Source organism: Bradyrhizobium sp. AUGA SZCCT0431 (assembly GCF_018131065.1).
In the GTDB taxonomy this organism is placed as follows: domain Bacteria; phylum Pseudomonadota; class Alphaproteobacteria; order Rhizobiales; family Xanthobacteraceae; genus Bradyrhizobium.
In genome coordinates, this window is sequence record NZ_JAFCLR010000015.1 from 64,116 (window position 1) to 76,253 (window position 12,138).

Genomic DNA, 12,138 nt, shown 5'->3' on the forward strand with positions numbered 1-12,138 from the left:
GACGGCAAATAGCGTGATTTACGCCCGTGCCCGCTCGTTGCGAACGCTTTGCAGTTCCACCGGGCGGTCGGGAATCGAGATCCGGAAGGTGGCGCCGATGGTGCCTTCGACCAGATGAATATCGCCGCCATGGGCGCGAACCAGTTCGGCGGCGATCGCCAGGCCAAGCCCGCTGCCGCCGGGCCGGCCGGAGGTCTGGAATGCCTCGAACAAATGCTCGCGCGCCCGCGCCGGCACGCCCGGGCCGGTATCGGAAACCTCGATGATCGCGACCGCGCCTTCGCGGCGGCCGGTGATGCGAATCTGCAGCGCCGCCGCATCGCCCTTCGGGCGGCTTTCGAGCGCCTGCGCGGCGTTGCGCACCAAATTGAGCAGCACGCGAAACATCTGATCGGGATCGGCGTCCACAGTGAGCCCGCGCTCGATCGCACTGACCCAGGCGATCGAGGCATCGGCGGCAAGGCCTGCGGATTCGCGCACTTCGGCCACCACGGGCTCGACCAGCATCATGCGGCGGTCGGGGGCGGCTTCCTGCACGCGGCCGTAAGAGAGGGTCGACTGGCAGAAGTCGATGGCGCGCTCCAGCGAGCGCATCAGTTTTGGCGCAAAGCGCTGCACCCGCGGATCGGGCACGCTGGCGAGCTGGTCCGACAATAATTGCGACGACGCCAGAAGATTGCGCAAATCATGGTTGATCTTGGAGACCGCAAGGCCGAGTGCGGCGAGCCGGCTCTTCTGATGCAGCATCGACACCAGGTCGCGCTGCATGTCGGACAATTCGCGCTCCACGACCCCGATCTCGTCGCCGCGCTGGCTCGGCACGATGATGCGCGCCGAACTTTCCGGGTTTTCGTGGAAGCCGACCAGGTTCGCGGTCAGCCGCCGCATCGGCCGCACGAACAGATGATGCATGGCGAAATAGACCAGCGCCGCCGTCAGCATGGCGATAGCCAATGAGACCAGGAGCGTGTTGCGCGAGAAGCGGTACATCGCCTGCCGCAGCGGCGCCTCGTCGAAGACGACCTCGATGAATTGCCCGCCGCCGGGCGCAGGTCCCACCACGCGGATCACATGATTGTCGGTCTCCAGCATGGTTTCGATGGAATCGACGATGGCGGACCATACCGTGATGGTCCGCATGTCGATGTCATGGTCGATCGCCGTCGGCAGATCGGCGCTGGCGAGCAGACGGCGCTGCTGCCCCATCTTGATGGCGACCGCGCGGGCGCCGACGCTCTTCAAAATCTGCCGCGCCAGCGATTCCGGGACCATGCCCGAGGGTGCGGCGTCCAGCACCAGCGCCGCGGTGCTCGCCGCGGCAATGCGGTCGTTCAGGCGGTTGATGCGGAAATTCGCGATCGCGGGCACATAGATCATCAGGCCGGCGATCATGACGAGGGGAATGGTGAGCAGCAGCAGCTTGCCGGACAGGCCGAGCCGGCGCGGCGTCGGGGGCCGCGGCGCTTCAATGGTCGGCTGGTCGTCGGTCGCTGACACGAAATATCCGCCTTGATAACCTTGTTTTACGCGCACGACCGGAAGATTAAGACCGGCTTCATGGCCGCCGCCCGCACGCTGATTTGCGAGGATGCGTTCCGGCCACGGACCGGTCAAATTACCGATCGCTAATGTCGGCCGGTTCCGATGTCAGGGGCGTGTTGCCGTCTCGCCCCTAAAAACCCCGCGAAAACAATAATATTCGCCCCAATTGTGCCATTTCAAAGAAGCCCGATTGCGGCACCGCGCAACATTGACGAAAACAGGTCGCTCCCGTATAAGCCGCGCAATTGTCCGCTATGGCCCGGTCTGACCGGGGGCGGCTCATTTGGGCCGTCAATGGCCCGTCTTGGGCCGGCCAGCATTACCGGACTTACCATCAATTCAGCGGCAGTTTGCAATTCAGCGGCAGCTTGCCAGGTTAGCGGAGAACTACCCGTGAAGCGGACTTATCAACCCAGCAAACTGGTGCGCAAGCGCCGTCACGGCTTCCGCGCCCGTCTCGCCACGACCGGCGGCCGCAAGGTTCTCGCTGCGCGCCGTGCGCGTGGCCGCAAGCGTCTGAGCGCCTGAGCCGGACGTCTCCGGAGACCTTATTATGGATCGGCTAAGGCAGCGGGCGGACTTCCTCGCCGTTGCCAATGGCGCGCGAGCCAACAGCGCCGCCTTCGTGGTGCAGGGACGCTGCCGCGACGATGATGGCCCGATCCGGATCGGTTTTACCGTTACCAAAAAGAACGGTACCGCTACCGAGCGTAATCGTATCCGGCGCAGGCTTCGCGAACTGGTGAAGCGGCTGGACGTCATACCGATGCGACCGCACCATGATTATGTGCTAGTCGGGCGGCGCGCGGCGCTGCATCGCGACTTTACGACCATGCTCGACGACCTTCGCCAGGCGCTGCTTCGCCTCGACCGGCAGCCGGCAAAAGTGGCCAAAGCGCTTCCGCGTCAAGACAACGCGTCCAAAGACACCAAAATAAATACGACGGCGCGAGCCGGAACCCGAGTTGAATGACGAGACCTTGAAACGATGACCGACAATCGCAACACCATCCTCGCCGTCATTCTGTCCGGCCTCGTGCTGATCGCGTGGCAATATTTCTACAACGCGCCGCAGATGGAAAGGCAGCGCCTGCAGTCGCAGACCCAGGCCGAGCTCGCAAAGTCCTCGCCGCAGACAGCGCCGGGCTCGACCACCACCACGCCGACGCCAGGTTCGACCCCGTCCGCCACAACGCCCGCCCAGCCGGGCGCGGCTGCGCCCGTCGTCAGCCGCGACGCAGCGATTGCCGCAAGCCCCCGCGTCAAGATCGACACGCCGCGGGTGACGGGCAGCATCGCGCTGAAGGGCGCCCGCATCGACGATCTCGCACTGGTGCAATACCGCGACACCGTCGACCCCAAATCGCCTGCGATCGTGCTGTTCTCTCCGTCGAACACCGCCCATCCCTATTATGCCGAGTTCGGCTGGGTCGCGGCCGCAGGCTCGACGGCGCGGCTTCCCGACCGCGATACGGTGTGGCAGCAGGAAGGCTCCGGCGCGCTGTCGCCGACCCACCCGGTGACGCTGAAATACGACAATGGCGAAGGCCTCACCTTCCGCCGCACCATTTCGATCGACGACCGCTATCTGTTCAGCGTCAAGGACGACGTCACCAATGTCGGCACCGCGCCGGTCACGCTCTATCCGTTCGCCCTCATCTCTCGTCACGGCACGCCGGAAGTCTCGGGCTACTACATCCTGCATGAAGGCCTGATCGGCTATCTCGGCGACAAGGGCCTGCAGGAACACGGCTACAAAGCCGTCGCCGAGGCGCCGGTTCTGGGCAGTGGCGGCCGAGGCTTCGAGTTCAATGTCACCAATGGCTGGCTCGGCATCACCGACAAGTACTGGGCTGCGGCGCTGTTGCCTGACACGTCGGCGCGCCTGAAGGCCCGCTTCCTCGCCGAACCGGGCGCCAAGGTCCGTTATCAGACCGACTACCTGCAGGATCCGCAGACCGTCGCGATCGGCGGCACCGGCAGCACCAACGCGCGGCTGTTCGCCGGCGCCAAGGAAGCCAACGTCGTCGGCATCAACTTTCCCTTCGCCGGCCACGGCGGCTACAACAAGCAGCTCGAGCTCAACCATTTCGACCTGTTGATCGACTGGGGCTGGTTCTACTTCATCACCAAGCCGATGTTCCTGGCGCTGGATTACTTCTTCCACCTGGTCGGCAATTTCGGCGTCTCGATCCTGCTGGTGACGGTGCTGGTGAAGCTGCTGTTCTTCCCGCTCGCCAACAAATCCTACGCCTCGATGGCCAAGATGAAATCGGTACAGCCGCAACTGGCCGCACTGAAGGAGCGTTATCCCGACGACCGCCAGAAGCAGCAACAGGAGATGATGGAGATCTACAAGAAGGAGAAGATCAACCCGATCGCCGGTTGTCTTCCCGTCCTGTTGCAGATCCCGGTGTTCTTCTCGCTCTACAAGGTGCTGTTCGTCACCATCGAAATGCGCCACGCGCCGTTCTACGGCTGGATCAAGGACCTTTCGGCGCCCGATCCGACCACGATCTTCAACCTGTTCGGGCTCATCCCGTTCGATCCCATGGTGCTCGGACCGCATATCGGCCCGTATCTGATGCTCGGCGTCTGGCCGATCATCATGGGCATCACGATGTGGTTCCAGATGAAGCTCAACCCGACGCCGCCGGATCCGACCCAGAAGATGATCTTCGACTGGATGCCGCTGATCTTCACCTTCATGCTGGCCGGCTTCCCGGCAGGTCTCGTGATCTACTGGGCCTGGAACAACCTGCTGTCGGTGCTGCAGCAAAGCTTCATCATGCGCAAAAACGGCGTGAAGGTGGAGTTATTCGACAATCTCAAGGCGACGTTCGCCAAGAAGGCCGATTCAAAAACCTGACGACCACGCAAACTCCAATTCGTCATGCCCGGCCTTGTGCCGGGCATCCACGTCTTTGGGACCCGCGAAAAGAGAAGACGTGGATGGCCGGGACAAGCCCGGCCATGACGAAGAACAGGAAACCTTCGCATGACCGCGGAAACCGATGCGAAGCTGATCGAAGAGGGGCGAAAGCTTTTCGCCGGCGAATGGCAGTTCGTCTGGGCCTCGCCGTCGATTGAAACGCTGCCGCCGATGGCCAGCGTGGAGGTGGCGTTTGCCGGCCGTTCCAATGTCGGCAAATCGAGCCTCATCAACGCGCTGACCGGCCGCAACGCGCTGGCGCGCACCTCGCACACCCCCGGACGCACCCAGGAACTGATCTTCTTCGAAGGCCCTGAGAACGCCGGGCTGCGCCTGGTCGACATGCCCGGCTATGGCTACGCCTCGGCGCCGAAGGCCAAGGTCGCGTCCTGGACCAAGCTGATCCATCAATTCCTGCAGGGACGCGCCACGCTGGCGCGGGTCTATGTGCTGATCGATGCCCGCCACGGCATCAAGGACGTTGACCAGGACGTGCTGAAGACGCTGGATAAATCCGCCGTGAGCTATCAGGTGGTGCTGACCAAGGCCGATCAGGTCAAGCGCACGGAGCTGGAAAAACACATCGAAGAGACCACAGCCGCGCTCGCCAAACATCCCGCGGCGTTTCCGGACGTGCTGGTGACCTCCTCGCGCGACGGCAGCGGCATGCCGGAATTGCGCGCGGCGATGGTGCGTCTGCTCGGTGAACGCAGCTGATGTCACGCGCCTGTCGCATCCTGATCGTGCTGGCCGCCATCATGGGCGCCGATGGCGTGATGCTGGCGGCCGCCTCCGCGCATCAGGCCGATGCGTCGCGGCTGGCGTCGGCGTCATCGATGCTGCTGTTCCATGCCACCGCCGTTCTCGCTGCGGTGGCGTTGGCCGAACGTGGCCTCATCCACCCCCGCATCGGCATCGTGGCCGCCTTCGGCTTCGTCATCTCGGCCGGCCTGTTCGCCGGCGACCTGACGCTGCGGCAATATGCCGGACACGGCCTGTTTCCGATGGCCGCGCCAACCGGTGGGACATTGTTGATCGTGAGTTGGCTGGCGGTGGCTGTGGCTGCGGCGTGGCCGAGACCCCGTTAGCTACCTCGTAGCCCGGATGAAGCGAAGCGCAATCCGGGGTCAGAGCCAGCAATCGGCTTCCCCGGATTTCGCGGAGCCTGTCATCGGGCGCGCATTCGCGCGACCTGGCTCCATCCGGGCTACGGAATTACACGCCCCCACTTTGCGCCCTGCCCGCCAATCAGCTAGAACCCGGCCCGACATCTGGAAATGACGAGAGCCGCTTCATGACCGACTCGCCACATATCAGCCCACTCGATCAGGCCCGCATCCTGTCCGAGGCGCTGCCGCACATGCAGCAATATGACGAGGAGACCATCGTCATTAAATATGGCGGTCATGCCATGGGCGCCGAAGATCTGGCCAAGGCTTTCGCCCGCGACATCGTGCTCCTGGAGCAGACCGCGATCAATCCGGTGGTCGTGCATGGCGGCGGGCCGCAGATCGCGACCATGCTGAAGCGGCTCGGCATCCAGTCCGAATTCGCCGCCGGCCTGCGCATCACCGACGCGGCGACCATCGAAATCGTCGAGATGGTGCTGGCCGGTTCGGTCAACAAGCAATTGGTCGGCTACATCAACGAAGCCGGCGGCAAGGCCGTCGGCCTCAGCGGCAAGGACGGCAACATGGTGAAGGCGTCGAAGACGACGCGCACCATGGTCGATCCGGATTCCAACATCGAAAAGGCTGTCGACCTCGGTTTCGTCGGCGACCCCGACAAGGTTGACCTGACCTTGCTGAACCAGCTGATCGGCTATGAGCTGATCCCGGTGCTGGCGCCGCTAGCGACGTCGCACGACGGGCAGACACTGAACGTCAACGCCGACACCTTTGCCGGCGCGGTGGCCGGCGCGCTGAAGGCAAAACGCCTGCTGCTGCTGACCGACGTTCCCGGCGTGCTCGACAAGTCCAAGAAGCTGATTCCGGAACTGTCGGTGAAGGATGCGCGCAAGCTGATCGCCGACGGCACGATTTCCGGCGGCATGATCCCCAAGGTCGAGACCTGCATCTATGCGCTCGAACAGGGCGTGCAGGGCGTCGTCATCATCGACGGCAAGACACAGCACGCGGTGCTGCTCGAATTGTTCACCAATCAAGGCACCGGCACGCTGATCCACAAGTGACAAGCGCGATCTCCCCGCCTGCGACGTTCACGCGCCTCCGCGCCAGAATGCGGCGGTATGGGAGGCGCACGGTCCTGGCGCTGCCGGCGGCCACGATCTCGCTGATCGTCTCGTCGCTGCCGGCGCTGGCCGATTTGAAACTCTGCAACCGCATGAGCTATGTGGTCGAGGCCGCGATCGGCATCGACGACAAATCGGCGACCGCCACCCGGGGCTGGTTTCGCATCGATCCCGCCGCCTGCCGCGTCGTGCTGCAGGGCGCGCTGACCGCGGATCGCATCCTCCTCAATGCGCGCGCGCTCGGCGTCTACGGCGCCTCGCCGATCCCGCAGGGCGGCAACGACACGCTGTGCATCGCACCAGAGAACTTCATCATCGCCGCGGCGCGCCAGTGCCGCACCGGGCAGACCCCGGCGCCCTTCACCCAGGTCACGCCGACGCAGACCGATGATGGCAATCTGGTCGCCTATCTGGCCGAGGGCAGCGAGTATGACGACGAACAGGCGCGCCTTGCCGGCATCCAGCGATTGCTGGTGATCGCGGGCTATGACGCTGCCCCGATCGACGGCGTCGATGGCCCGAAGACGCAAGCCGCGCTGAGCGCATTCCTGAAAAATCGCGGGCTTAGCCCCGACATCGTGCAGTCGCCGAACTTCTTCGCCACCATGATCGATGCGGTGCAGTCGCCGTCCGCCACGGGGCTGACCTGGTGCAACGACACGCCGCACAAGATCATGGCCGCGGTCGCCACCGACGACGGCAAGGCCGTCACCAGCCGCGGCTGGTATCGGATCGATCCCGGCAAATGCCTGCATCCCGACGTGACCGGCCAGCCGAAGCAGGTGTTCAGTTTCGCCGAGGCCGTCGACGGCGAGAACCGCACGGTCAAGCTCAAGGAAAGGCCGCTGAACTGGGGCGGCACCAAGGAGCTCTGCACCCGCGAGAGCAAATTCGAGATCAACGAACAGGGCGATTGCGGCAGCCGCGGCCTCAGCCCGATCGGCTTTGCCGTCGTCGACATGACGGGCGGCGGCAGGACATTGCGGTTTGCGATGCCATGAAGGGAACGCCCTCTATCGTCGTCCCGGCCGAGTGCGCGGTTGCGCACGGAGCCGGGACCCATAACCACCGAACCGAGTTTTGGTTACTATGCCACCCGAGACCAAAGGCAACACGCACAGTGCATAACAATAACAGCCGCGGCGTATGGGTCCCGGCGTTCGCCGGGACGACGGGTTGAGACAGCAATGAAAACCATCTCCCCCCGCGCCTTCACCCATATCGACACCTGGGTGTTCGACCTCGACAACACGCTATACCCGCATCACGTCAATCTGTGGCAGCAGGTCGACGCCCGCATCGGCGAGTTCATCAGCACCTACCTGAAGATCTCGGCGGAAGAAGCGCGGGTGCTGCAGAAGGATTATTACCGCCGCTATGGCACCAGCATGCGCGGCATGATGACCGAGCACGGCGTGCACGCCGACGATTACCTGGCTTACGTGCACAAGATCGATCATTCGCCGCTGGAGCCGAATCCTGCAATGGGATCTGCGATCGCCAGGTTGCCGGGTCGCAAGCTGATCCTGACCAACGGCTCGACGGACCATGCCGGCGCCGTGCTGGAGCGGCTCGGTCTGGCTGCGCATTTCGAGGCGGTGTTCGACATCATCGCCGCTGAACTGGAGCCGAAGCCGGCGCCGCAGACCTACCAGAAATTCCTCAGCCTGCACGGCGTCGATCCCACGAAATCCGCGATGTTCGAGGATCTCGCCCGCAACCTCGTGGTGCCGCACGAGCTTGGAATGACCACGGTGCTGGTAGTGCCTGACGGCGCCAAGGAAGTGGTGCGCGAGGACTGGGAACTGGAAGGCCGCGACGCCGCCTATGTCGATCATGTGACCGACGATTTGACGGGGTTCTTGCAGGGGTTGCCGCGGGGCTAGGGCAAGGTGTGTCCCCACGTCGTCCCGGCGAACGCCGGGACCCATACGCCGCGGCGGATATTATGAGGCGCTGCGGGTAGATACCTTCTTCAAATCATAGCTCCCTGTGGTTATGGGTCCCGGCTCAAGGCCGGGACGACGGCGGAGCAAGCCTTGACTCTCCCCCGCCAAATCCCGAAAAAGCCTCCCAATTCGCTTCACAATTGGCCCGATGTCCTGAGGAAATCCCGATGTCCCTGTCCGCGCTGGAATCCACCGTCAACACCGCGTTCGATGCCCGCGACGGCATCTCGACGTCGACCAGGGGTGAAGTTCGCGAAGCCGTCGATCATTCGCTCGAACTGCTCGACAAGGGCGAAGTGCGCGTCGCCGAGCGCGCGGCCGACGGCAAGTGGAAAGTCAATCAGTGGCTGAAGAAGGCGGTGCTGCTGTCGTTCCGCCTCAACGACATGGGTGCGATCCCCGGCGGTCCCGGCAAGGCGACGTGGTGGGACAAGGTGCCGTCGAAGTTCGATGGCTGGGGCGAGAACCGTTTTCGCGACGCCGGCTTCCGCGCGGTGCCCGGCGCGATCGTGCGCCGCTCGGCCTTCATCGCCCGCAACGTCGTGCTGATGCCGTCCTTCGTCAATCTCGGCGCCTATGTCGATGAAGCCACCATGATCGACACCTGGTCCACCGTCGGCTCCTGCGCGCAGATCGGCAAGCGCGTGCACATCTCCGGCGGCGTCGGTATCGGCGGCGTGCTGGAACCGCTGCAGGCCGAGCCTGTCATCATCGAGGACGATTGCTTCATCGGCGCGCGCTCGGAAGTCGCCGAAGGCGTGATCGTGCGCAAGGGCGCGGTGCTTTCGATGGGCGTGTTCCTCGGCGCCTCCACCAAGATCGTCGACCGCGACACCGGCGAGACCTTCATCGGCGAAGTTCCGGAATATGCCGTTGTGGTGCCCGGCAACCTGCCGGCGCGTCCCCTGAAGAACGGCCAGCCCGGCCCGTCCACCGCCTGCGCGGTGATCGTCAAGCGCGTCGACGAGCGCACCCGCGCCAAGACCAGCATCAACGAGCTGCTGCGGGACTAGGATAGCGGGCTAGCTCTCAGCACATGCCTGAGGCACGCACGCGCACCCACTCCCTGCGCGATATTCCGGGCGGGGTGTGGGCGCTGGGCTTCGTCTCGATGCTGATGGACATCTCATCGGAGATGATCCATGCGCTGCTGCCGATCTATCTTGTCACCGTGCTCGGCACCTCGATGGTCACGGTGGGCATCATCGAAGGCATTGCGGAAGCGACCGCGTCGATCACCAAGATATTTTCCGGCGCGCTCTCCGATTGGCTCGGCAAGCGCAAATGGCTCGCGGCGTTTGGCTACGGCCTTGCGGCGCTGACCAAGCCGATGTTTCCGCTGGCGCCGACGGTCGGCTGGCTGGTCGCGGCGCGCTTCATCGATCGGGTCGGAAAAGGCATTCGGGGCGCGCCACGCGACGCGCTGGTGGCGGACTTTGCGCCGGCGCATCTGCGCGGAGCAAGCTTTGGCCTGCGGCAGTCGCTCGACACGGTGGGAGCTCTCGCCGGCCCCTTGCTGGCCATCGGCCTGATGTGGCTGACCGCGGACAATTTCAAGGCTGTGTTCTGGTTTGCGGTCGTCCCCGGCTTTCTGTCTTTGGCCTTGATCATCTTCGCGGTGCGCGAGCCCGACCGCCCCGCAGGCTTGCGCAAGGTGCGCAACCCGATCAGCCTTTCCGAAGTCAGGAATCTCGGCGCGGCCTATTGGTGGGTGGTGGCGGTCGCGACGGTTTTCACGCTGGCGCGCTTCAGCGAAGCCTTCCTGATCCTGCGCGCGCAGGGCGCCGGCATGCCGCTCACCCTCGTGCCCGCGGTGCTGGTGCTGATGAACGTGGTTTACGCCGCCGCCGCGTATCCGGCCGGCGTATTGTCGGACCGCGTCAATCGCGTCACCGTTCTGGCTGTCGGCATCCTGGTGCTGGTTGCCGCCGATATCGTGCTCGCTTTGCTGCCTTCGCTCGCGGGGGTCGCGCTCGGCGTCGCGCTGTGGGGCCTGCACATGGGCTTGACCCAGGGGCTGCTGGCGACGCTGGTGGCGGATACCTCGCCTCCCGAACTGCGGGGCACGGCTTTCGGATTTTTCAACCTGCTGGGCGGCTTTGCCATGCTGGCGGCCAGCGTCCTGGCCGGGGCGCTGTGGGACCGTGCAGGGCCGGAAGCCACGTTCTTCGCCGGTGCCGGCATTGCGCTGGTGGCGCTGGTCGGCCTGCTTATAGTGCAGGGCCGAACCAAAACAGGCCGAATCGAACCAAAATAGCGGGGATGCGACCAATATTCGGAACCGTGGAGTTTTTTCCGCCGTCCGGAGGTTGCGATGGATTACGCCCGTTTACTGTTCGGTTTCAGTGGCCGCACCAACCGCGCCAGGTACCTTGCTGTCCAGCTCGCGCTCCTGACTTGCTGGCTCGTGCTTTGGCTGAAATCCCCGTTCGGGCAATGGGAGGTTTTGCAAGCCGGCGCCGTCATCGCGATGCTCTGGATCAATGCCGCCACGACGGCCAAGCGGCTTCACGACCGCAACAGGAGCGGTTGGTGGGCGATTGCGGTGCTGATCGTTAACCCTCTCTCCTACGTGTATTATGCGCTCTTCTTCGGGCTCTATTTCGGCGTTGATGTTTCCGGCGCGCGGGAGCTGCTGTTCGTGATGGGTGCTGTGGCGCTCTCCGTTCTGCAAACCTGGATGGTCATCGAGCTGTTTTTCCTGATCGGAACCGATGGCCGCAACCGCTTTGGACCGGATCCGACGCGCACCCTTCCCAAGGCTCCCCTGGTTTCCCACCCGCAATCGTTCGGCGTTCCGGATTTCCTGCTGCAGCGTGCCGGCCCGGCCGCACGTGGTTGATACCTGGCCGGTCACCGGAGTTACGCATGGACTACGCTTGGTACCTGTTCCGCTTTGAAGGCCGCCTCAACCGCGCCAATTTCTGGCTGGCAGTGCCGATCGTCCTTTGCCTGATGATGGTGCTGGCCATATTGGCCATCATCGCCAGCAAACTGTTCGGCGGTCCCGAATCGATCAGCTTCCACATCGGTGACGTCTTCGGCGTGCTCGATCCCGAGTCATATCGTTCGTTGTCGGCAGCCAGTCTCGGTCAAGCCGTCATCAAGGCGATCGGAACCCCTTTGTTCCTGTGGATTTATCTGGCCGTCGCGATCAAGCGGCTGCATGACCGCAACAAGAGCGCCTGGTGGATGATGCTGTTCTTCGTCTTCCCCGGTCTCTTCGACCAATTCGCGGATCGGCTGGGCGATTCCTATGCCATGATGTTTGTCGGGCTCGTCTCGTTCGTTTTCTGCATCTGGGGTTTCATCGAACTGCTTTTCCTCAAGGGCACCACCGGGACCAACCGGTTCGGCGCCGACCCGCTGGCGCCGATCGATACGCGGCCGCCTTGGGACCAGCAAAGCGAGATCGAGATGGTGCCGCACAAGGCTGGCCCGCCGCCGGTATGACGTGTTAAGCC

General features: G+C 63.9%; 13 protein-coding genes. 12 read left to right on the top strand and 1 reads right to left on the bottom strand.

Annotation, left to right across the window (positions count from 1 at the left end; translation table 11 throughout):
* Positions 1–18: 18 nt before the first annotated feature.
* On the bottom strand, positions 19–1,497 hold the full coding sequence (locus JQ567_RS16610) for a HAMP domain-containing sensor histidine kinase (protein WP_312017415.1): 1,479 nt from the start codon (positions 1,495–1,497) through the stop codon (positions 19–21).
* A gap of 438 nt (positions 1,498–1,935) precedes the next feature.
* On the opposite strand from JQ567_RS16610, the gene rpmH reads away from it, so the two are divergent.
* The 12 genes from rpmH to JQ567_RS16670 all read left to right on the top strand — a co-directional run bounded on the left by rpmH (position 1,936) and on the right by JQ567_RS16670 (position 12,127).
* Positions 1,936–2,070 (top strand): 50S ribosomal protein L34, encoded by a 135-nt coding sequence (rpmH, locus tag JQ567_RS16615; RefSeq protein ID WP_006609582.1) that lies wholly within the window; start codon positions 1,936–1,938, stop codon positions 2,068–2,070.
* Between the two features lie 25 nt (positions 2,071–2,095).
* Positions 2,096–2,515 (top strand): ribonuclease P protein component, encoded by a 420-nt coding sequence (rnpA, locus tag JQ567_RS16620; protein WP_212439830.1) that lies wholly within the window; start codon positions 2,096–2,098, stop codon positions 2,513–2,515.
* A 15-nt stretch (positions 2,516–2,530) separates the two neighbouring features.
* Complete coding sequence (gene yidC, locus JQ567_RS16625; RefSeq protein WP_212439831.1) at positions 2,531–4,411, top strand: membrane protein insertase YidC; 1,881 nt, start codon at positions 2,531–2,533, stop codon at positions 4,409–4,411.
* A 129-nt stretch (positions 4,412–4,540) separates the two neighbouring features.
* Entirely contained in the window at positions 4,541–5,191 is a 651-nt protein-coding gene (gene yihA, locus JQ567_RS16630) for a ribosome biogenesis GTP-binding protein YihA/YsxC (protein ID WP_212209327.1), read from the top strand.
* A complete protein-coding gene (locus tag JQ567_RS16635; protein ID WP_212439832.1) occupies positions 5,191–5,562 on the top strand; it encodes a DUF423 domain-containing protein in 372 nt (123 codons plus the stop codon). The genes yihA and JQ567_RS16635 overlap by 1 nt, the downstream gene beginning before the upstream one ends.
* A gap of 206 nt (positions 5,563–5,768) precedes the next feature.
* Positions 5,769–6,665 (top strand): acetylglutamate kinase, encoded by an 897-nt coding sequence (argB, locus tag JQ567_RS16640; RefSeq protein ID WP_212439833.1) that lies wholly within the window; start codon positions 5,769–5,771, stop codon positions 6,663–6,665.
* Positions 6,666–6,739: 74 nt separating this feature from the next.
* Positions 6,740–7,726 carry a DUF1036 domain-containing protein gene (locus JQ567_RS16645; protein ID WP_212439920.1) on the top strand — a complete coding sequence of 329 codons (987 nt, stop codon included), beginning with the start codon at positions 6,740–6,742 and terminating at the stop codon, positions 7,724–7,726.
* A 186-nt stretch (positions 7,727–7,912) separates the two neighbouring features.
* Positions 7,913–8,611, top strand: a complete 699-nt coding sequence (locus tag JQ567_RS16650) for a pyrimidine 5'-nucleotidase (RefSeq protein WP_212439834.1) — start codon at positions 7,913–7,915, stop codon at positions 8,609–8,611.
* Between the two features lie 230 nt (positions 8,612–8,841).
* Entirely contained in the window at positions 8,842–9,687 is an 846-nt protein-coding gene (gene dapD / locus JQ567_RS16655; RefSeq protein ID WP_212270058.1) for a 2,3,4,5-tetrahydropyridine-2,6-dicarboxylate N-succinyltransferase, read from the top strand.
* A gap of 23 nt (positions 9,688–9,710) precedes the next feature.
* Entirely contained in the window at positions 9,711–10,931 is a 1,221-nt protein-coding gene (locus tag JQ567_RS16660) for an MFS transporter (protein WP_212439835.1), read from the top strand.
* Between the two features lie 57 nt (positions 10,932–10,988).
* A complete protein-coding gene (locus JQ567_RS16665) occupies positions 10,989–11,516 on the top strand; it encodes a DUF805 domain-containing protein (RefSeq protein ID WP_212439836.1) in 528 nt (175 codons plus the stop codon).
* A gap of 26 nt (positions 11,517–11,542) precedes the next feature.
* Positions 11,543–12,127, top strand: coding sequence for a DUF805 domain-containing protein (locus tag JQ567_RS16670; RefSeq protein ID WP_212439837.1), 585 nt, complete (start codon positions 11,543–11,545; stop codon positions 12,125–12,127).
* Positions 12,128–12,138 lie beyond the last annotated feature (11 nt).

Excerpts from the sequence above, each read along its gene's own strand:
- yihA (WP_212209327.1), top strand. The coding sequence starts at position 4,541 with ATGACCGCGGAAACCGATGCGAAGCTGATCGAAGAGGGGCGAAAGCTT.
- yidC (WP_212439831.1), top strand. The coding sequence starts at position 2,531 with ATGACCGACAATCGCAACACCATCCTCGCCGTCATTCTGTCCGGCCTC.
- argB (WP_212439833.1), top strand. The coding sequence starts at position 5,769 with ATGACCGACTCGCCACATATCAGCCCACTCGATCAGGCCCGCATCCTG.
- JQ567_RS16670 (WP_212439837.1), top strand. The coding sequence starts at position 11,543 with ATGGACTACGCTTGGTACCTGTTCCGCTTTGAAGGCCGCCTCAACCGC.
- dapD (WP_212270058.1), top strand. The coding sequence starts at position 8,842 with ATGTCCCTGTCCGCGCTGGAATCCACCGTCAACACCGCGTTCGATGCC.
- rnpA (WP_212439830.1), top strand. The coding sequence starts at position 2,096 with ATGGATCGGCTAAGGCAGCGGGCGGACTTCCTCGCCGTTGCCAATGGC.
- JQ567_RS16665 (WP_212439836.1), top strand. The coding sequence starts at position 10,989 with ATGGATTACGCCCGTTTACTGTTCGGTTTCAGTGGCCGCACCAACCGC.
- JQ567_RS16660 (WP_212439835.1), top strand. The coding sequence starts at position 9,711 with ATGCCTGAGGCACGCACGCGCACCCACTCCCTGCGCGATATTCCGGGC.
- JQ567_RS16650 (WP_212439834.1), top strand. The coding sequence starts at position 7,913 with ATGAAAACCATCTCCCCCCGCGCCTTCACCCATATCGACACCTGGGTG.
- JQ567_RS16635 (WP_212439832.1), top strand. The coding sequence starts at position 5,191 with ATGTCACGCGCCTGTCGCATCCTGATCGTGCTGGCCGCCATCATGGGC.